The sequence below is a fragment of the Ensifer sp. GW821-FHT05G01 genome (genome assembly GCF_059419585.1).
Map to the genome: position 1 here is coordinate 127,953 of NZ_JBWKSC010000015.1, position 19,960 is coordinate 147,912.

Below are 19,960 nucleotides of genomic sequence, written 5' to 3' on the forward strand. Positions count from 1 at the left end.
CCTACCGATGGGGTGGGACCTCGGCAAGCATCGAGGTCACCCTGTGAAAACCACAAAGAGAACGACCTATCTGAGCCGTGTCGAATCCGACTACTTCAGCCGTCAATGGTGCCGCCGAAGCGTCACGCTTTTCTGCAATCTGCTCTTCACCGGGAAATGGATGCGCAAGACGCAGATCGTACGCTGTCTCGTTGTGGAGATCAGCGAAGGTGGGGCGACCGTGCGCATAGGAAAGTCGTTGATTCCAGATCACGCTTACCTTGTTTTCGGTAAGTTTGATGTCGTGGTCGGCAGCATCGTCGTTCAGCGCGATCCGGGGCACCTGCATCTTTGCTTTGTAAAACAGTTGAGACCGGACTTCGTCAATCGGCTGGCACACATGAGCTCCCCGTTTGCCACCTTGGAAAGTCTCAATCCGAGAACCATATAAGTTGGCGAAAATGTGCAGCCAATGCTGCGCCCAATGCCATCCCCGCTCTATGGCGCGCAGGAAAGGGGCTTGGGCCACCCCGCCAAACAATCGAAGAGACTATGAACATAATGATCATCGAAGATCAGCGAGACGTCGTTGATATGTTGCGGCTGAACTGGTCGGATTCTAGGGACCGGTTGGATTGCCTTGCATCCGTAAGGCAAGCGAACCGCTTCATTCACTCAAACGAGCTCGCTGCCTATGACTGCATCCTCATCGACATCAACCTGACAGACGGTAGCGGGCTGGAAGTGCTTCGCGAGGCGCGCTCACGCTCGGACGTTCCTATCATCATGATCTCGGGCGCTGGAGACGCGGATAGCCGGGCGGACGCCATCAGTGTCGGTGCGGACGACTATGTGATGAAGCCGTTCAGCGTGAAGGAACTGCGCGCCCGGGTCCATCGCCTGCACGAGGCGCGGATGGGCCGCAGGGCCTTGCGGCGGAGTGTTGCTTTCAAGATCGGCAATATCGATTGCGACATCGGACGCCTGTCGATGGATTTCGACGGCGCCAGTCTGTCGCTGACCGCACTCGAAGGAAGGATATTGCAGGTCCTTTTCAACAGTGTGGGAGAAGACTGCTCAAAGTCGTGCATTGCACGCCAGGCGCTCTTTCGTGAACACGACCCGCGCGACAAGACGATTGACGTCTACATCAACAGGCTGCGCGGCAAGCTTGCGGAACTGGATGCCGCGAGCGGGGATGCTATCAAGACGATCCGCGGCGTGGGCTATCGCCTGAGCGAAATCCAACAACGGTCAGAGTAGAAGAGCCATATGCTTGAGTGTGTTGACCGTCATGTGATTTCCGCGGAAACGTTCGGGCCCGAAGACGCCCTGCCGGGCGAAGCGGCTCGCCTCAAACGTCTGAGAGAACTGTCCAGTGTGTCGTCCGACCCGGATCCGGTGCTCGATGCACTGGTCGATGCCGCCTGCCTTGCGGCCGATACGCCGATCGGCCTCATTACCTTGCTTGATGGCGAACGCCAATGGTTCAAGTCGAAGCGGGGCATCGAAGGGGACGGGTCCTGCAGAGCGGACGCCTTCTGCGACCACACAATCCGGTCGTCGAGGCCCTTCGTCGTGCCGGATGCCGCTCGCGATGTCCGCTTTGCCGAAAACCCTTTCGTTACCGGTAGCGACAGGATCCGTTTCTATGCCGGCGTGCCGCTGGAGATCGAGCCGGGGCTTCGGCTCGGCTCGCTCTGCGTGCTCGACCGGGTGCCGCGACGTTTAGGCGCCGACGTGCGCGGCTTGCTGGATCGGCTGGCGCGTTGCGCCGTGGAACGTCTCCTGCAATCTGAAGACCGCTATTTGTTATCTCGGATCGACTCTGGCCGGCTGGGTCGCGCAAATGCCGACAAGGCGGCGCTGGCGCTTGCCGAAGAAGCGCTCCTGCATGGTTCTTTTCTGCTCCACTACCAGCCGAAGATAGCGCTCGATACGGGAAGGCGCATTGGTTTTGAGGCTCTGTTGCGGCTCAAGAAGCCTGATGGATCAGTAATCGGTCCTATGGCGTTTTCCGCGGCTTTCGACGAGCCGATATTATCCAGACGTATTGGCAGCCATGTTCTGCGGTGCGCCGTCGCTCAAGCCAAGGCGTGGGCGACGGCCGGTGTCGATTTCGGCCATATTGCGATCAACGTTTCGTCGTCACAGTTTATCGGGTTGCCCGGCAGCCCTTGCCTTGTGGATGAAATCCTTGGCGCAACCCGCTCAGCAGGGCTGTCACCTCGCCATATCCAGATCGAGGTCACGGAAGGGGTCATGCTGTCGGAGCAGGGTGGCGATATCGGCGCACAGCTTGAGGCGCTGCGTACGGCCGGCTTTATCGTGGCTTTCGACGATTTCGGTACCGGCTTTGCTTCACTCGTGCATCTGAAGGACTTTGCCTATGACCAGATCAAGATCGACGGTTCCTTCGTACGTGCGATGACCGGCTCGAGCGCCGATCATGCCATTGTGAAGGCCATCATCGATATGGCGAAGGCACTGGGAAAGCAGGTCGTCGCCGAGGGGGTTGAAACGGTGGCTGAACTCCACGCACTACGAGAGCTTGGCTGTAACTATGGCCAAGGGTTCCTTTTCGGCCGACCCGCCAGCGCATCTGATTTACGAGTTTTGCCCGACTAGCGGACAGGAACAAGGGTCGCCTCACCACGCATTTTTGATGCGAGGTGCGGATGTTCATCTATGCATAGCCGGCGTCGTGTTCGTCGGATAGCCACTCGATATCCGCTTGTTCGTGTGCTGTTGCGTAACCGGTCCTGTCTGATTCCGTCGTCAGAATCTCGTGATGAAGAAGCAGCGCTCCAAGCTTCGGCTTATGTTGCCCGCCGGCTTCGTCAGCATGTGGCCCGAAGGCAGCGATAGCGGGCATTCTTCGAAACCGCCGCGCGGCTCAAACGAAGATCTCAGACGCCTCGCGCCGGCCCGAACCTCAACGAAAATAGACGACGACCCGCTGCGTAACTCTCCACAATAACCACCCCGGCAGACCTCACATAGCAGGAAAGCCTCACATTGCGTGTGTGTTACTCCGCCACATCAGGCAATGCGGCGTTCATGTGGTAGACTTTGCCGACGCCCGCCCGCTCCGCCGAGGCATACGATGACCGACCACCTGCTGGTTCAAAGTCTGTCTATGATCATGGTTTCGGCCGTTGCTGTCGGACTTCTCGCTGCGCTGCGAATGCCTGCCGCCATGGGCTACCTCCTGGCGGGACTTGCGATTGGTCCTTATGGTCTGAATCTCGTGGCACTCGGTGACGATACGCTCTTCCTCGCCGAACTCGGCCTGATCTTCCTGATGTTCATGGTCGGGCTGGAGTTCTCGCTGAGCACCCTGCTTGCAGCGCGCACCGACGTCCTCTTGGCAGGCAGCCTGCAGGTGGGCGGGACGCTTACGACGATTGCCGTCGCGCTCTGGTTGCTCGGGCTTGATCCTCGCATCGCCATTCTGCTTGGTGGCGCTGTGGCGATGTCATCGACCGCCGTTGCCATGAAACAACTCGCCGAACAGGGCGAGATTTCGAGCCAGCATGGACGCTTTGCCCTCGGCATCCTATTGTTTCAGGATATCGCGACGATCCCCCTTCTCGTCGCCGTGGATAGCTGGTCGAGGCAGGCATCTGTCGATCCGTTCGATCTCGTGGGGCGTCTCGGGCTTGCGGCGATCGCACTCATCGCGGTCTCCATCATCGCCCGCCCGCTCGTCCGTACTGTTTTTGCCGGTGCTTCCAGGTCCCGCTCGAACGACCTGTTTCTCCTGGCGGCGCTTTTCGTTGCTCTCGGGGCCGCCTATCTCGCCCATCTCGCTGGTCTGGCTTTGCCGATTGGCGCCTTCATCGCCGGCATGGTGATCGGCGGGAGCGACTTTCAGCACCGCGTCGAGGACGATGTACGACCATTCCGCGACGTCCTTGTCGGCCTGTTCTTCGTCACAGTGGGCATGCAGATAGATCTCCGGCTGATGGTGGTATTTCCCTACGCGATCCTCGCGTGGTGTGTGGTCTTTCTGTTCGGCAAAGCGCTCGTTACCTTCGTTGTCGGGCTCATGCTGCGCAGGTCCGCCGCGATCGCCCTCCACGTCGCAGTCATCCTTGCCCACGGCGGAGAATTCGGCCTGCTATTGTTGACCATGGCCATGAACAGCGGTCTGCTGCCCTCCGAGGTCGGTCAACCGGTCCTCATTGCCCTTGCACTCACCATGGGCCTGGCCCCAGTGCTGATTCAGCACACCGCGTTTGTCGAGCATCTCGTTGGGAATCGGCGGACCCGCGTGGCCGCAACCGAGAATGCGATTCGCGCAACATGCGCGTCGCTCGACCGACATGTTGTGCTGTGTGGATGCGGACGTGTCGGACGCCTCGTTGCGACTGCGTTTGAGGCGGCGAAGATACCGCACATCGCCATTGAGTCCGATCTCGCGCGCTTTAAGGAAGCCCAACGAGAGAGCCACATGATCGTCCACGGCGATGCCGCGCATCGCCGAATACTGTCTGCCGCAGGCCTCGCAAAGGCCAGGCTGGTCGTCATCACTTTTGATAGGCACTCCGCCGTCGAACGGATTCTGAAGTTTGCGAGAGAGCAGCAGATGGCCATTCCCTGTGTTGTCAGTACGGCCGATGATCGCGATATCACGGCCCTTGTCAAAGCTGGTGCAAATGTTGTTTTTCCTGAAAATCTTGCGGCCGGTCTTGCGCTCGCCGACCAATCGCTTCTGCTGTGCGGCCTCACACGGGAAGAGGCAGGGCGGATCGTTACCACTCTTCGAGCCGAGCTTAATCCGGAGCTTCGGGAACGGGTCGGCATCTGATGACCGTGCAGTGCAAGCTCGTCGACGGAAGCTTTTGTAACGCGCTGATAGTGCGAGGCGCTCGCGAAAGCGAACGAGGGGTTTGCTTCTGCTCAACGGCTTGTTCGGGAGCCGATCTCACTTTGCTGCTGGTTGAACGCCTCGTCGGCCCTCGCGAAGAGATGGACGAACTGAGTGAGTGCATTTGCAAGGCATACGAGATGGGCTGGTGAATAGAATCCCTGCGATACCGCTAGGCGTGTTGATAGGCGCTCGGTCTGGCGAGTCGAATCTCCCAAGTCTTGCGCTGAAGGGGTGAAGGCGAAAGAGTTCCGGTACTTCGCAACGGCAGAAATGCCACTGGTGCTCCCGGGTTCGATTTTCGCGGGCGCCTGTCAGGCACAGCGGGGCGAACCAAGAAGATGTCCGCTCAATACGTTATCCCGCCTCAAAAGTACCCCAGCGAAATCGACCGCTGTAGCGCAATTACGAGAGCGGTTTCTGGGCGGGATGCGGAGCGGTCGCAGGGCAGAGGCGTGAGGCGGAGGACTTGCAAGTGTCCGTACAGTCATGCCCGAGCTCTGAGCCTGGGACCATTGCGCGTGCCTGGAAGTTATTCCGCTGCCGGTCCGAGACTATGTTCCCACGTCGGATTTTTGAACGCAGCTTTGCGCCCCGATGCACGAACCCGCATCGCGGGAGGGTGCGCGCGGGGAGGTTGGCGCGATTATTTGGAGTTCTAGGCAGGCTGTAGGTGTGGCCTGACCATGGAGTTCCCTTCAACGAGAGGAACGTTCAATGGCCAGCTTCTCCAACGACACCCCGACCACACCGCTTCGCCAGCGTATGCAGGAAGACATGGCGATGCGAAGGTTGGAATCTCACACATCTAGGCGGCAGACAGGTCCGCCGGCCCAAGGTAGCTGATATCGATCCTGTTGACGTCTTGAGCCACCTGCGCGCGCACCAACCCCGCTCGGGCCGGATTGAGCGCGGCCTGTACCATGCCGAGCGGCGCACCATCGGCCGACAGCACGAGTGACTGATCAGCCCAGTGGTGAAGCTGAACGGGCGTTCCCGGAGGCGGCGGCACGCCGAGCCATGTCGCATTCGCCCAGTATCGCCGATCGGCCCAAGTCCGGTTTTCCGGTGGAATGAAGCTTTGGGTAAATTCCGTCCACATCGCCTTCGTCTCTGCCGTCGGCCACTCCGGCTGGGCGCTCATTGCGGTGACCGCTTCCGAGTTCAACCATTGACGAAGCTCTGAGCCCGTCTGGAAGATCGCACCCGTATCGGTGACGGCCTTGATGGCCGCTAGCCTTGAGGTGAAACCCGCCTGAATCAGGATGGAGGCCGATCGGTTCAACGTTCCTGTCTCGACGGCAGGAACAGCGAAGCCAACCTCATGGTCTTCGAGCGCGAGACTAAAGACGCCAACCACATCGCCGTTCGCGGCCGCGCGAACGCGGAGTGCCTCCATTGCCCACGGAAGGCGATAGACTAGGCCCCCCTCGATGAACTGCAGTGTTTCGGACTCCTGACCGGCGGCGATGCCGGCAAGAGGTTGGCCGAGGAGCCAGGTGCGCAGAATATCGCGCCAGTTCACCGGCCAGGGATCAGGGGTGAAGGGATAAAATGCGAAGACGCGCTCAGCCAAACCCGTGATCGCCGCAATTGTCGCCTCGTCATCGCCTTCCAGTATCCCAGCGTTGGCCTGGATGAGGAGGAGGTTGGCATCTTCCGCTATGGCGTCCAACGCATGCCCAGTCGTCAGCCCAACCCCCGCCAGGAAGTAACCTCGACGGCGCGCTGCTGTCGACTGACTCCAGATAAGGCGGCTGCGGGACACAATGCCCGCCTTCAGAGCCTGCTGCACCTGCTTGTATTGACGTAGCAAGCGACGGTGCCAAAGGGACGATTGCAGGATGTCGTCCAGTGCGGCCTCGATGCCGCCGTCAGGGATATCATTTTCGCCGATGAGGCTGAGGATCGCCGTGTCGAGCGTAGCGACATGCCGCTCCCAATCGGCGAGTGCACGCTCGCGGTCGTCGGGCTTTTCGTGTGCGATCTCGGGAAACGTCCAGGCGGCGGCATTGTTGGCGACGTAGTCGACGACCTGATTCAGATCGCCGCCAATTCGTGCGTGCATACGAGACAGAAGCGTCCAGACGAGAAGCACCAGCCCGCTTTCCATGTTTCGCGCGCCAAGATCGCTGATGAGAGCTTCCCAATTGCGCCGCTTCTTCCCAATATCGTCGAACATCGGAAAAAGGACCATGCCTTCGACGTCGACGTACGCGCGGCCGGCGCGGCCGATGACATTCTTGAACTCAGAGATGTCGATCCTCTCCCCACTGCGGTGGAGAGAATGCATGATGACGGCCGTGGCCGACAGATTGAGGCCCTGTGCCAAGGTTGGCGAGGAGATCGTCACCTTGAGAACACCGTCGCGCAGCAGGCGCTCCACTTCTTTGCGGTAGGCCGTCGGAAGGGCGCCGTGATGCAACGCGACGCCCAGGCGCAGGCATTTCAGGATTGCGCTGTTCGGGCCCAGCCATTCCTCGCCAAGCGCGATTGCGGTGCGGAGGACCGCGGGATCAGCTTCGAGCAGCGTCCGCAGCGCCCCACGCTCATGAAGGTCAACGATTACGTCGGCGAATGGCTCGACGCTTCGCCGGACCGGGCAAAAGATCAGGACGGTCTGCCCATCCTCGATCAGCCGCCAGGCTGTTGCCAGGCAGAGCTCGCGCTGATCGTCGGGGAAGAGCCGCGTTCTCTGACGCTTTGGCGGCACCCAGTTGGGCGGCGCCGTTCCCGTGAGGAACCGCTGGACCCAAGGCCGCTCGTCGCCGACGCGAAGGTTCAACCGCGCATTTGGCGACGTCCATACAACCTCACCGAAGCGCAGCCGGGTCGGTCGCCAGTCGTGCTTGATCACGCCACCCGGATGATCGCGCCGCAGCCAGCCGGCGAAGTCGTCGAGTTGGTCTCCGTCAGGCAATATGGCCGACAGACACACAATCCGCCGTGTATGCGCGTCCGCGCGCCGAAGCAGTCGCTGGATTTGCACCTCGTAGCGCACTTCACGCTCATTGAGTCCGATCATATGGCCTTCGTCGAAAACCAGCAGGCCGACGTCATCGAGAAGAGACGGATCGTTGCGCAATGCGAAATCGAGCTTCTCCGGCGTCGCCACAACAATATTCCGTTCACGGATCGCATCCTCGTCGAAGCCGCTTACCCCGATGCTGCCATAGAGCGCCGAGATAGTCTTGCCGAGCGGACCAAAGGTCCTCTGTAGTGTCGTTTCAGTCTGTGCCGACAGCGCGCGAAGCGGCGTGACGAAGACCACGCGCTTGCCGCCGGCCAGGCAGCGCAGGATGCTAAGCTCGGCAATACGGGTCTTGCCCGCGCTGGTGGGCAGCGAAACCACGAGATCGTCGGACTGGTCGATCGCGCGGGTGGCCGCTTCGATCTGCGACGGCCACAGGTCGACCTCAGCTCTCGGCCGCCGTTGCAGCAGGGCGATGAACAGCTCACGTAGTCGAGGCCAATCGGCCGCCTCGCCACCGGCTGGTTGGAGCGGCACCTTTTCGTGGAAGGTACTCGACCAGAGATCCGACAGGAGGTGGAGCGCGATGCGATGTGCCCACCATTGCGGTAGCATGTTCATCTCACTGCAAATGGAAAGGCTCGTGCGCAGCCGCTCCAGCGCCTGATCGAGCAGCGGCCGCTCACCGCGTTCCAATGCGAGGAGGAACAGCGACATGGCCGCCATAAATGCGTCGGTCAGCGCGGTGTCGAGACCATCGAAGAGGAAATCGTTGCCGTCCGCGGGGTTGCCCGCCGCCTCGGCCTGGTCGAGGTTGGCCTGAATGCCGGCAGTAATTCGGGCATCACTGCCTTCGCCGGACGCCCGATAGTCGAGAACGCTGCTGCGAAGCGTGCTGAAGTTTCGTCGCATCAGCAGGGCAAGTGCCTGTTCGATAGGCGCGAAATTCTCGTCGGCTTCGACGATCGCGAGCAGCGAGTAGGCGCGGGCCGAGAGATGGGCGAGATGATAGCTCGCCGCCGCCATGACGAAATGGAAGTCGCGATCGGCCTCAAGGCGGTCTCCTTTGGCGATCACCGCCTCGAGGGCCGTAGCAGCCTGTTCGAAGGCGGTGCGCGCCTGTGCTGCATCGCCGCCGAGCTCACGAAGGCGAAGGCCGAGCCCGAGAAGACCATACCCATGCGAATGCAAGTCGTAGCTAAGTTGCGGCGCAAAGGCCGGTGCGTCCGGCGGAAGCGCGCCGTCCCGCCAGATGATCGCTCGCGCCTGACCGCGTGCGATGAGACGGCCGCGGAAGCCAGCAGTAGCCGCTTCGGCAATGTCCGCCGCGATTGCTTCAGGTGTTGTTGGCATCGGCGATCACTCGATCATAGACCGCGCCGATGAAGGCGGCGTGTCCCTCCACTCGTAGGCCGACACCCCATTGGTTGATAGGTCCAGGGTAGGCTTGCAGCGAAGCGGTTAGCAGGGCGTCCGGCGCATTGCCGGAAAACGTGAAAAGCAGGTGCTTGACATTTTGCACGGGAATGCCGTGCTTGAGCAGCGCATCGTCAATCGCGTCGGCGAGCGGCAAATTGTCCAGTTCCAGCAGGCGTGCCGAGATGAAGGACAGCGCGTGAGCGGATGGCAGCCCGCCATCCTTGTCCAGGCCCGCGCGCGCGTCGGTGAGAACCTGACCGGTCAGCGCCACGCGGCTCTTCGCTTCGGTTTTAAGAAAGAGCAAGCGTTGGCTGGCGGCATCTTGAAGGATGCCGATAACGTCATCCCCGCGCATCGCCATGTTCCGATGATCCTTCCAGCGCAAGCGTTTGATCGGCGCGCGATATCCACCGCTGTGTGCGTCGATCCACTCCGTCGCGTAGATTTCGCCGAGATCGCCGGAACGGATATTCTTCGTTGTCGGCAGCTTGCCCTCGATGAGCGCGGCGGCGGCCGGCTTGCCGAGTCGGTTGAGCGCCCTGGCAACCGATTCTTCCGACGCATAGTGCCCCGGCACAATGGCCGCCGTCGCCTGGATCCCCGTAGCAAGGCTCGCGGCCTGTCCGGTCATCACCCGACGGACGTGGTTACCGACGGGCTCGTCCACCGAAAGGCACCAATCATTAAACTGCGTCATACCCTTCCTCCCGGTCACCGAGAAAAGAGATCGCGGACGCGAACAAAGGCGGAGCCGGTTTCCGCAGCCCGGCGAATCTTGAGTTCGAGAACGTGTGTGAGCGGCAAATCTCGCTCCAGCATCTCGTAGAGGTCGAGACCGTCCATGCAGATGACGCGGTTGCCGCGTCCGAAGGCGACAAGGCCGTCATCGGTGAATCCGCTGTTGCTGACGAAAAGGCCGCGCGTCCAAGCCGCCTTCTGCTCGATCTTGCCGTGGAAGGTGTGCAGCTCGGCGACCCCGATTGGCTGTCCGTGCCACTTGGCCTTGAACGAAGTCGACGAGGTCATCAACGAGACGCAAATCTATGGATCGTATCGAGCTAATGTTAGTCTTGCCCTACTACAGCGTGTTTTCGAATCGATAAGCAACCACTTCGTCAAAGAAATCTAGCTAGCGTATCTCGTTTTATCTACTTGAACTTCGGCTTCTGTTGTCTGATCGGGCGTTTTAGATCTCGTGATCGACAGCAATCCATAAGTCTGCGATCTGGACAAAGATAAGATCAGCACCGTCGTAACAGGTCAGGAGGTGCGGACAGGCGCCATGGTCGTCCAGCAGAAACAGGATGCCGAGTCCAGTTTCAGATAACGGTCGACGTCAGGGCCAATTTACTTGCGTGGCTTTAGTCGCGTCGCGTTGTTTCCTGTGGGGCGTATCGACGAAGGTATCAGAGACTTATTTCTTCTGCTACCTCTGGTTTACGTACGGGTTGAGGAACGCGTTTTATGGATGACGTGCATTTTTCGGTTAACACACGACTGACAAGACTGCTGGGTGAAGCCTATCGATCGAGCGAAGCAGCCTTGAAGGAGCTGGTCGACAACGCATGGGACGCTGACGCCAAAAATGTCTGGATCACATTGCCGACGCCTTTGTCGTCTGATCCGATTATCGTCTGCGACGACGGCTCGGGAATGACATCTCTGGAAATGAGGAACGAATACTTGAACATCGCCAGCGATAAGCGGGCACGCACAGGCGAACGGACCCCTCTACTCAAGCGGAAGGTTAAGGGTCGAAAGGGCATCGGTAAGTTTGCTGGCCTGTCATTGGCAAGCCGGATGGATGTTTCAGCGGTCGCCCGAGGTCGGAAATGCAGCCTGACGATCGACAAACTCGTCCTGGCCGAGAATGAGAATGACCTGGAATCTGTGCCTCTACCATTCATCGAGGAGGATGCAGGCGAAGCTCATGTAGGCACGACAATCATCCTGTCCGGTCTTGATAGCCGATTGAATTTCCCTACGCCTGATCGTTTTCGAGAAGTCCTCGTGCACGAATACGGCCGGGAGGATGCCTTCAAGGTATTCGTAAATGAGGCGCAGTTGTCGGTCGACGATGTTCCGGGCGTATTAAGGGAAGTCGAGACGACCCTTACAGAGAGCGGCTCAGTTCGATTGAGGTTTACGATTGCAGACGGCAAGAAAGCACCAAAATTACCTGGTATAGTGCTGAAGGTGGACGGGAAGGTCGTCGGGAAGCCGATGATGTTCGGCCTAGATGACGACGAGGAAATTCCCTTCAAGCTTTCGAAACGAGTCTACGGAGAGGTGGAGCTCGAGGGTAACGACCATTTCGTAACTGCCGATTGGGGCGGGGTGGTCGAGAACAGCAAGGCGTTCCAAGAAATCCAATCCTACGTGAAATCGATCGTCAAAGAAGGGCTTAGGGAGAGCCACTCTCGCGATATGAGCCTTCAGCTAGCTCGATTGAAGAAGCAGTTGGACGCTAGGCTGAAAGACCTCCCAGAACACCGCCGACGCTACGCTGAGGAAGCCCTCCACCGGATCCTGCAGCGATTCTATCGGGAAAGCGAAGACCGCATTGCGACGATAGCAGAGGTCGCGCTCGACGCCATGGAGCATGACGCCTACTGGGCCGTCTTCGAGCGGATAAATGCCACCGACCGGACAGATGTCAGTTCCTTTGCAGCGGCGCTCGAAGATTTTGGTATGGTTGAGCTCTCTGGGATCGCTGCTCAAGCGACCAGACGGATGAGATTTCTGGACTACCTCCAGGAGCTTATCGACAACGAAGCGACCCTCGAAAAAGACGTCCATAAGGCCTTCGAGACGAATTTGTGGCTTCTTGGCCGCCAATACGCTCTGATGTCATCGAACATCACACTGAAACGGGTCATCGCGAACTATAGTGATAAGAAATTTACGGGCGAGCGGGCCTCGAAACGGCCTGATCTTCTGTTGTCGCAGGATCTTGCTGACAGCTATCTGCTCATTGAGTTTAAGCGCCCCAACCATCCGATTTCTCGGGAAGACATCGCTCAAGCTGAGCAATATCGTGATGACCTGTCAGGGACCATCACTTCAAGCAGCCCGTTGAGGATCTTGATGATCGGCAAGGGTTCCGCAGCCTCTATGGACAAGAGATACGGGACTGACATGACGACCGTCAATTCCTACGCGAGCTTACTCTCGTCCGCTCGCACGGAACTTGACTGGCTGGTTTCATCGCTAACCCGTCCGTAGATCGCCCGTTCGTTGAAGGTTTGGACGGTCATCGGGCCCATTTCCGCGAATTCTGCTTCGCCCCAAGCAGCTTCGCATTAGAATATACAAGTCTCGGTGTGCTCAGGCCCCCGCAACCAAATCAAACAAAAGCCCGCTAGACCAAGAAGGTCGGCGGGCTTTTCTGTTGGTCTCGTAACGGGGCGAGGACTTAATGCCTCGTCAGCAGCCCGCAAGCCGGCGAAGGCCGATGCACCGGGACAGAAAACAACAAAACCGGCCAACGAAACCAAAGCAAAAAAGCCCGCAAGGTGAAAACCGGCGGGCTTTTGGCGTTTAAGCGTTAGGTCCGATCGACATTCAGGATTCCCAAATCGCTTGATCGCCGATTCATAGAGCATGGTGTTGGTCACGGAGGTCGATGATGGCAATTAGGCGTTATGAGCTGAGCGACGCCCAATGGCTCCAGATTGCATCCCTATTGCCTGGTAAGATTGGAGATTCTGGGCGCAGTTCGGACAACCGTCTGTTCATCGATGGCTGCCTATGGGTTTTGCGCTCCGGCGCACATTAGCGCGACTTGCCAGAACGCTATGGCAAATGAACGGCGGTGCATAAGCGCTTCAGCCGCTGGTGCCATGCCGGCATCTGGGAGCAGGTGTTCGATGCGCTGACGGCCGATCGGGACAATCAATATCTGATGATCGATAGCATATTTCGCGGAGAAGTTCGAAGAGCATGATCTGTCAAAGAGCGTCGCCTATACTTGTGACGACACCTTCCCATTAGTGAAGCTGGTCTCGGCCGGCCTTGGCATCGGCTTTGCGCCGGAATGTACGCTGGATCTGCCCAACCGCAATTTCGAGTTCCGGAACGTGAGGGGTGTCGACTTCCGCATCGGGCTTGGCGTGGCTTGGAGCAAGGATGATCCTACTGCTGCCCGCGACGACATCAGCGAAATAGCGCGGTCGCTGGTCAGGGCGGGAAGGTGAGGGCAGGGCACGACGAATTTGCAAGCAGAGGGGCTTGCCGGGGCTAGTCGGTCCCGGTTCCGGCTGGTCGCCGGCGCTATGCTGAACCTCCTCCGGCGACCCTTTGAACAGGTCAAGCCGCGCGCGAACGGGCTCTGGCAGCGACGCTGCCGACGCATGGTCCGCTTAGTGACTGGTTCACATGATCTCGACAATCCCCGAGAAGCATCGAGGGTTGGGTCCCCATCAAGGCGAGGGATCGGAATCGACATCCTGGACTGGCGGGGGTCGCCTTGGCCCAAGGACGACCCGACGGCATCATCGGTATTGCGCGTTCACTGGTCAGAGCAGGCAGGTGAGGGCGAGTTGCCGAGGGTGTTCGGTCCCGGCAACGCTTCTCTAATCGGCGTGTCATGGTCAAGCGCTTTTCGAGCTTTTCCCTGGCCAGGACGAGATAACATCGTCGTCGGAAGTCAGCGCTAAGTGGCCATTCCGGCACGGTCCCAAGTCAGGCAATAAATCTGGCACGAGCGCGGAAACAAGAGTAGCTTGCGAAGGCTATGAGGCTGGGAAATTTCCCTCCCTGAACCAACGCAAAAGTGAGGCCTTCTATACCTTTGGGAGAGGCGGCCATGGGAGCGGTTCGCGCCGAACGGCGGCTGGTCGCAATTCTTGCCGTCGACATTGTTGGCTATTCGCGTCTCATCGAAGCCGACGAGGCCCGGACCCTGGCTGCGATGAAAGCGTTGCGTTCCGAAATCTTCGATCCCCTATTAGAAGATTATCACGGGCGCATCGTGAAACTCATGGGCGACGGCGAGATCGTGGAATTTAGCTCCGTCGTCGATGCTGTGACATTCGCCGTCGCGTCACAAAGAGAGGTCACCGCGCGCCAGGTAGATGTTGCACCCGAGCTTCGCCTTCTTTTCCGCATGGGTATCAATCTCGGCGATGTCGTCGTGGACGGCGATGATTTGCTGGGCGACGGTGTCAACGTTGCGGCCCGCCTTGAGCAGATATGTGAGCCGGGAGGACTTTTCGTGTCCGGCACCACTTTCGATCACTTGCAAGGCAAGCTCGAATTGCCACTGGAATTCATCGGCGAGCAACATGTGAAGAATATCGAGCGGGCGGTGCGTGTCTATCGGGTGAGGTTCGAGGGGGATGCGCAGCATCGGCGGTTCAACGTCAGGAGCCTTCGCAATTGGGGAATTCCAGCCGCTTTAGCCCTCCTCCTCTTGATAGGCGTTCCTGCAATGTGGCTGGCCCAGAGGAACACGAGCGCCGACACGTCGTCCGTCGCGCGGACGGTTTTTCCGCTGCCAGAAAAGCCGTCGATCGCCGTCCTGCCGTTCGACAATCTTAGTTCCGATGCCGAGCAGGGCTATTTCGCCGACGGAATGACTGACGACCTGATCACTGAACTTTCAAAACTGTCCGGCATTTTCGTGATCGCGCGCAACTCGACCTTCACTTACAAGGGCAAGCCCACCACGGCGCAGCAGGTGGCCGAGGAATTGGGCGTCCACTACATCCTCGAGGGCAGCGTGCGTCGAGAAGGAAACCATGTTCGAGTCAATGCCCAGTTGATCGACGCGATCGAAGGACACCACCTCTGGGCAGAGCGCTATGATGGTGAAATGAGCGGCGTGTTTGGGCTGCAGGACAGGGTGATAGGACAGATCGTGTCGACGCTCGCCGTGAAGCTGACAAGTGCGGAACAGAAAGCCTCAGTTGCGCTGGAGACAGCCAATCCGCAAGCCTATGATCTGCTGTTGCAGGGATGGGATCACCTCCGCCGGGACACCGAGTCGGAAACGGTCACGGCTGCCGCTTTCTTCCAGAAGGCTATCGTACTCGATCCGAACTATAGTCGCGCCTATGCATCGCTGGCGGCGGCAAACTGGAGGATTACCGTTTCAACCTGGTATGGCAGGGAGAACGCTTCCCAGAACCTGAACCGAAATCTTGCAAAGGCAATGGAGAGGCCGACGCCGCTTGCCTATGCGATAACAGCGCAGCTGCTCGCGCAGCAGGGGCGCTACGACGAAGCGTTCTCTGCCATCGGCCGGGCGATGAACCTTGCGCCGAATGATCCCGACAACCATGTCAGCATGGCGCGGATTCTCAACGCGACGGGACAAGCGGTAGAGGCTGAACAGCAGGTCCGCCAGGCGATGCGATTCGATCCCCGTTTCTCGCCTGCAACACTGCGCATGCTCGCAATCTCCCTCTTCTCCCAGGGAAAGTACGACGAAGCTGCCGGAAACTTTGAACGTGTGATGGCAAAAAAATCGGATGTCCTTGCGGACTACACCACATTGATATCGAGCTACGGCCACCTCGGACGTACTGAGGGCGCTCAGGCACTCGTCGACAAGTACAATAAATTGGCGGAGTCTTCCCTATGCGATCCGCTCACGATCCAGGAAAGTGCATTTGATTGGTACGGTAGTGCGTTCGCCTACTATAGACCTTACATAACGCGCCTGCAGGACGGTCTACGGAAGGCCGGTGTGCCCGATGGGGCCGGTACCGACCTCGCCCTTGACGACTATCTCAAGTTTATAACGACAACGAACGGCGAACCCAGTGTCGACGGCACGATGAAAGTCAATGTAGCAGGCGCAAAGGCGCTGCTCGCCCGCGGCGTGCCCTTCATCGATGTGCGAGCCCCGCTCAGCTACGAAAACGGCCATATCCCCAAGGCCATCAATTTATCGCTGGTTACCGGCCTGTCGAAGGAAAGCCTCGCTAAGGTGGCGGGCAAGGACGACGAGGTCGCCTTCTATTGCCACGGCAAGCATTGCCACTATTCCGCCTATGCTTCGGCCAAGGCGGTTGCCTGGGGCTACACGCACGTGCTCCTTTTTGCGGGCGGGTTTTCGGAGTGGGAGGACGAGGGCTATCCTCTGGTGATTGAGGTCAAGAACTAGCTTGGGCGGGAATTGCCACATGAAACCATCTGGGTTGCCAAACGCCATCCGCGATCTCAGTGACTGCAACTGGCGCATCCCTGCCAGGGCCGAGTTCGGCCCTAAGCGGCCACTAAACTGACCCTGAAATTTGCGCCGTGCAAGCCGTTGAATTGGCAGTGGCCGAAAAGTAAGTCGTACGAAATGGCGATGCCGTCTGGTATCGGATAGGTATGCACCACTAGCCCACGCTCCAGCCACAACTGTGGGGCGTCCTGTTCCACAAGACCGATCCGTTGGCCGCCGCGGGCGTGCCGTCCGTTACAACGATGCCTCCCGTTTGCCTGCGCGCAGCACTTTTCCTGGATTGAGGATTGCGGATGCATCGAGCGCGTCCTTGACCCGACGCATGAGCGCCACTTTCACCGGGTTCGAAATGGCTGACAGGGATTCTACCCTCTTGAGGCCGATCCCATGCTCGGCGGAGAATGATCCGCCGATTACAGCGATGTCCCGGTACAGCACCGTTTCGACGGCTCTCGCCTTTTCGCCTGGAACCTCTCGACCGGCCGCATTGAGGACGATGTGGAGGTTTCCGTCGGCAAGGTGGCCAAAGACAAAGGGATCAAAGGTCGCATCGACCTCCTTCAATCCCGCAAGACAGCGATCAAGGTACGTCCCGATTTCCGAAAGAGGGACCGAGACATCATAGGACGGCGCACCAGGGTGCTTTCGGTAGATGAGGTCTGTGTCCTCGCGCAACCGCCAAAGATCCGCCTCCTGTGCGACGGACGACGCGATCACTGCGGAAGCGTCGGGGTGATCCTCGACGAGGTCTTCGTAGATACGTCCAAGTTCCGATTGCAACGCTTCTTCCTCGGCCCCACCCAGCGAGACCAGAAGGTTTACCGGATGATCGGCACTGTAGTCCGTGACCGACCAGCGATGATGGCCTGATGTCAGGCGGAAATAGCCGTTCCAGATCGCTTCTGCCGCACGCAGTTGACCGTACTTTGCGTCGAGCCCTCTGCGGACCGTCTCGAGCGCGGCGTCCACAGACGGTAGGCCAAAGAGGACCGTGGCGTTGGCAAGGGGCTGGGGTTCGAGCTTGACGGCAACACGCGTGATGATGCCGAGTGTGCCTTCGGCTCCCACGAACAGATGCTTCAGATCATAGCCGGCGGCGTTTTTCACCATCCGTGTCAGGTCGGAATAGATGGAGCCATCCGCAAGCACGACCTCCAGGCCAAGGATGCGATGCCGCATGACCCCGTGCCGGAAGGCCGCGATGCCGCCGGCGTTCGTTGACGCCATTCCTCCGATCGTTGCGGAACCACGTGACGGCAAGTCGATCCCCGTTTCAAGTCGATGCTCACTGGCCGCTGCCTGCAGCGCCTGCAGCGTGACACCGGCTTCCACCACGGCAACGCGCTCGACGGATGAAACATGCAGGATTCTATCGAGGCGGGCGGTCGAGAGCACAAGCTCGCCTGGTCTCGACATAGCGCCGCCGACAAGGCCGGTTCGTCCCCCATGGGTAACGAGCGGAACTCCGTTGGCAACGCAGCATTTGACAACCGCCGAGACCTCGCCGGTTGTTCTCGGAAGGACCACGACGCCGGCCCCGAGATTTTCCGGTGCGACGCCGTGGTCGATCGAGGAAAGGGCCTCGCCGTCCTTGAGATTTCCGTCACCAACAATCTTGCGAAGTTCGTCTTTGAATTCAGGCCTTAGGCAGTCCATTCGATGTTACCTGTTAGTGGCGTTGAGAACGGAGAGAGGTTGTGCACCGGCCTGATCAGGCCGCCTGCGTCTTCAGTGTGCCACTCTTCTTGGCCGTCCAGGTGGCGATAACGTCCATCAGAACGGGGTTGAGGCAATCATAAGGTTCCAGGCCAAGCTCCCTGAGACGAGCGCGCACGCCGTCCATCCTTGCCGGATCGTAGCCGCTTTCGATGATCGAGGAGACGAAGGCAGCAAAGCCGGGCTTAGCCCATCCCGTTTCCTGGAACCGCTCGGGATGCAGGAAGGAAAGCCCCTTGAACGCATGATCGCGTTCCACGGGTCCATACATGTGCACGCCGCAGTCCTTGCAAGCATGCCGCTGGATCAGCGCGCCTGGATCCACGACTGCAAGTTTGTCTCCGTTCTGAAGGACTTCGACGTTGGCGGTCGGTGCCACGGCAACGACTGAGAAGACAGCGCCGTCAGGTTTCCAGCACTTCGTGCAGCCGCAGGCGTGGTTGTGGGCGATGTCGCCCTTGATGCGGACCTTCACCGGATTGCTAGTGCAGTTGCAGGCAAGCGTGCCGCCGGAAAAGGCAGCGTCGGTCGCCTTGAAGCCGCCGTCGAGGGACGGATGTATGGCAATGCTGGGCATGGGCTTCTCCTCCTTCATGGCCGACGCTTGATGCGCGGCCGATCACTGGCGCAGTCGGCCGGAGGCCGACGATGCGATGCACGGATTGCATTCGGAATGCGGTCTTGAACCCGCGCTCAGTATATCACGACCGAACGGATGCTTTCGCCGGAATGCATCAGCTCGAAACCCTTGTTGATGTCTTCGAGGGCCAAGGTGTGGGTGATCATCGGATCGATCTCGATCTTGCCTTCCATGTACCAGTCGACGATCTTCGGCACGTCGGTGCGGCCGCGCGCGCCGCCAAAGGCGGTGCCCATCCAGCTGCGTCCGGTGACGAGCTGGAACGGACGGGTGGAGATCTCCTGGCCGGCACCGGCAACGCCGATGACGACCGACTTGCCCCAGCCGCGATGCGATGCCTCGAGCGCCTGGCGCATGACCTTGGTATTGCCCGTGCAGTCGAAGGTGTAGTCGGCGCCGCCGATCTGGTCGGCACCACGCTTCGTCATGTTGACGAGGTAGGGCACGATGTCGTCGCCGACTTCCTTCGGGTTGACGAAATGGGTCATGCCGAAGCGCTCGCCCCAGGCCTTCTTGTCGTTGTTGAGATCGACACCGATGATCATGTCAGCACCGGCGAGACGCAGGCCCTGGATGACATTGAGGCCGATGCCGCCGAGACCGAAGACGATCGCGGTCGCGCCCATCTCGACCTTTGCGGTGTTGATGACGGCGCCGATACCGGTGGTGACACCACAGCCGATGTAGCAGATCTTGTCGAAGGGGGCGTCAGGGTTGACCTTGGCGACGGCGATCTCCGGCAGCACGGTGTAATTGGCAAAGGTCGAGCAGCCCATATAGTGATGGATCTTGTCCTTGCCGATCGAGAAGCGCGAGGTGCCGTCCGGCATCAGGCCTTGCCCTTGCGTCGAGCGGATCGCGGTGCACAGGTTGGTCTTGCGTGACAGACAGGACGGGCAGGAGCGGCACTCAGGCGTGTAGAGCGGAATGACGTGATCGCCCTTCTTCACCGAGGTTACGCCCGGGCCGACGTCAACGACGATGCCGGCACCCTCGTGGCCGAGGATTGCCGGGAACAGACCTTCGGGATCAGCACCCGACAGCGTGAAATCGTCGGTGTGGCAGATCCCAGTGGCCTTGACCTCGATCAGCACTTCGCCAGCCCGCGGGCCTTCGAGCTGAACGGTCATCACTTCCAGCGGCTTGCCTGCCTGAACGGCGACGGCGGCGCGTACATCCATTTTG

General features: G+C 59.5%; 13 protein-coding genes and 2 pseudogenes. 8 read left to right on the forward strand and 7 right to left on the reverse strand.

Annotation, left to right across the window (positions count from 1 at the left end):
• The first annotated feature begins 43 nt into the window (after window positions 1–43).
• Both AC07UR_RS29350 and AC07UR_RS29355 read left to right on the forward strand, forming a co-directional pair.
• Window positions 44–430, forward strand: a complete 387-nt coding sequence (locus AC07UR_RS29350; protein ID WP_173424097.1) for a hypothetical protein — start codon at window positions 44–46, stop codon at window positions 428–430.
• A gap of 110 nt (window positions 431–540) precedes the next feature.
• Window positions 541–1,242 (forward strand): response regulator transcription factor, encoded by a 702-nt coding sequence (locus tag AC07UR_RS29355; RefSeq protein ID WP_173424098.1) that lies wholly within the window; start codon window positions 541–543, stop codon window positions 1,240–1,242.
• Here AC07UR_RS29355 and AC07UR_RS29360 read toward each other — a convergent pair.
• Complete coding sequence (locus tag AC07UR_RS29360; protein ID WP_209792134.1) at window positions 1,234–1,464, reverse strand: hypothetical protein; 231 nt, start codon at window positions 1,462–1,464, stop codon at window positions 1,234–1,236. The two genes, AC07UR_RS29355 and AC07UR_RS29360, sit on opposite strands and share 9 nt — an antisense overlap.
• Between AC07UR_RS29360 and AC07UR_RS29365 the strand changes: the two genes are divergently transcribed.
• Window positions 1,381–2,607: a sensor domain-containing phosphodiesterase gene (locus AC07UR_RS29365; RefSeq protein ID WP_494700226.1), complete on the forward strand. Its 1,227-nt coding sequence runs from the start codon at window positions 1,381–1,383 to the stop codon at window positions 2,605–2,607. The two genes, AC07UR_RS29360 and AC07UR_RS29365, sit on opposite strands and share 84 nt — an antisense overlap.
• 517 nt (window positions 2,608–3,124) lie before the next feature.
• Window positions 3,125–4,792, forward strand: a complete 1,668-nt coding sequence (locus AC07UR_RS29370; RefSeq protein WP_494700227.1) for a cation:proton antiporter domain-containing protein — start codon at window positions 3,125–3,127, stop codon at window positions 4,790–4,792.
• Between the two features lie 868 nt (window positions 4,793–5,660).
• Here the strand turns inward: AC07UR_RS29370 and AC07UR_RS29375 are convergent.
• Genes AC07UR_RS29375 through AC07UR_RS29385 form a run of 3 tightly spaced genes read right to left on the reverse strand, consistent with a single transcriptional unit; the run spans window position 5,661 to window position 10,268 of the window.
• Window positions 5,661–9,176, reverse strand: a complete 3,516-nt coding sequence (locus tag AC07UR_RS29375; protein WP_209792130.1) for a DEAD/DEAH box helicase — start codon at window positions 9,174–9,176, stop codon at window positions 5,661–5,663.
• Window positions 9,160–9,939 carry a Hachiman antiphage defense system protein HamA gene (locus tag AC07UR_RS29380; RefSeq protein WP_173423424.1) on the reverse strand — a complete coding sequence of 260 codons (780 nt, stop codon included), beginning with the start codon at window positions 9,937–9,939 and terminating at the stop codon, window positions 9,160–9,162. Before AC07UR_RS29380 ends, AC07UR_RS29375 begins: the two co-directional genes overlap by 17 nt.
• Before the next feature lie 14 nt (window positions 9,940–9,953).
• Window positions 9,954–10,268: a restriction endonuclease gene (locus AC07UR_RS29385; protein WP_209792128.1), complete on the reverse strand. Its 315-nt coding sequence runs from the start codon at window positions 10,266–10,268 to the stop codon at window positions 9,954–9,956.
• A gap of 438 nt (window positions 10,269–10,706) precedes the next feature.
• Between AC07UR_RS29385 and AC07UR_RS29390 the strand changes: the two genes are divergently transcribed.
• From AC07UR_RS29390 to AC07UR_RS29405, 4 genes and pseudogenes are all read left to right on the forward strand, one after another.
• Window positions 10,707–12,467, forward strand: coding sequence for an ATP-binding protein (locus AC07UR_RS29390; RefSeq protein ID WP_173423423.1), 1,761 nt, complete (start codon window positions 10,707–10,709; stop codon window positions 12,465–12,467).
• Window positions 12,468–12,876: 409 nt separating this feature from the next.
• Window positions 12,877–13,158, forward strand: a pseudogene (locus tag AC07UR_RS29395) (transposase); the annotation flags it as partial.
• Between the two features lies 1 nt (window position 13,159).
• Window positions 13,160–13,438 (forward strand): annotated as a pseudogene (locus tag AC07UR_RS29400) (LysR substrate-binding domain-containing protein); the annotation flags it as partial.
• A 611-nt stretch (window positions 13,439–14,049) separates the two neighbouring features.
• Window positions 14,050–16,353, forward strand: a complete 2,304-nt coding sequence (locus tag AC07UR_RS29405; RefSeq protein WP_209792127.1) for a rhodanese-like domain-containing protein — start codon at window positions 14,050–14,052, stop codon at window positions 16,351–16,353.
• A 300-nt stretch (window positions 16,354–16,653) separates the two neighbouring features.
• Here AC07UR_RS29405 and AC07UR_RS29410 read toward each other — a convergent pair whose 3' ends face one another.
• The 3 genes from AC07UR_RS29410 to AC07UR_RS29420 all read right to left on the reverse strand — a co-directional run bounded on the left by AC07UR_RS29410 (window position 16,654) and on the right by AC07UR_RS29420 (window position 19,956).
• Window positions 16,654–18,075: an FAD-binding oxidoreductase gene (locus tag AC07UR_RS29410; RefSeq protein WP_494700220.1), complete on the reverse strand. Its 1,422-nt coding sequence runs from the start codon at window positions 18,073–18,075 to the stop codon at window positions 16,654–16,656.
• Between the two features lie 55 nt (window positions 18,076–18,130).
• Complete coding sequence (gene gfa / locus AC07UR_RS29415) at window positions 18,131–18,712, reverse strand: S-(hydroxymethyl)glutathione synthase (protein WP_209792125.1); 582 nt, start codon at window positions 18,710–18,712, stop codon at window positions 18,131–18,133.
• A 116-nt stretch (window positions 18,713–18,828) separates the two neighbouring features.
• Complete coding sequence (locus tag AC07UR_RS29420; protein ID WP_173421616.1) at window positions 18,829–19,956, reverse strand: S-(hydroxymethyl)glutathione dehydrogenase/class III alcohol dehydrogenase; 1,128 nt, start codon at window positions 19,954–19,956, stop codon at window positions 18,829–18,831.
• Window positions 19,957–19,960 lie beyond the last annotated feature (4 nt).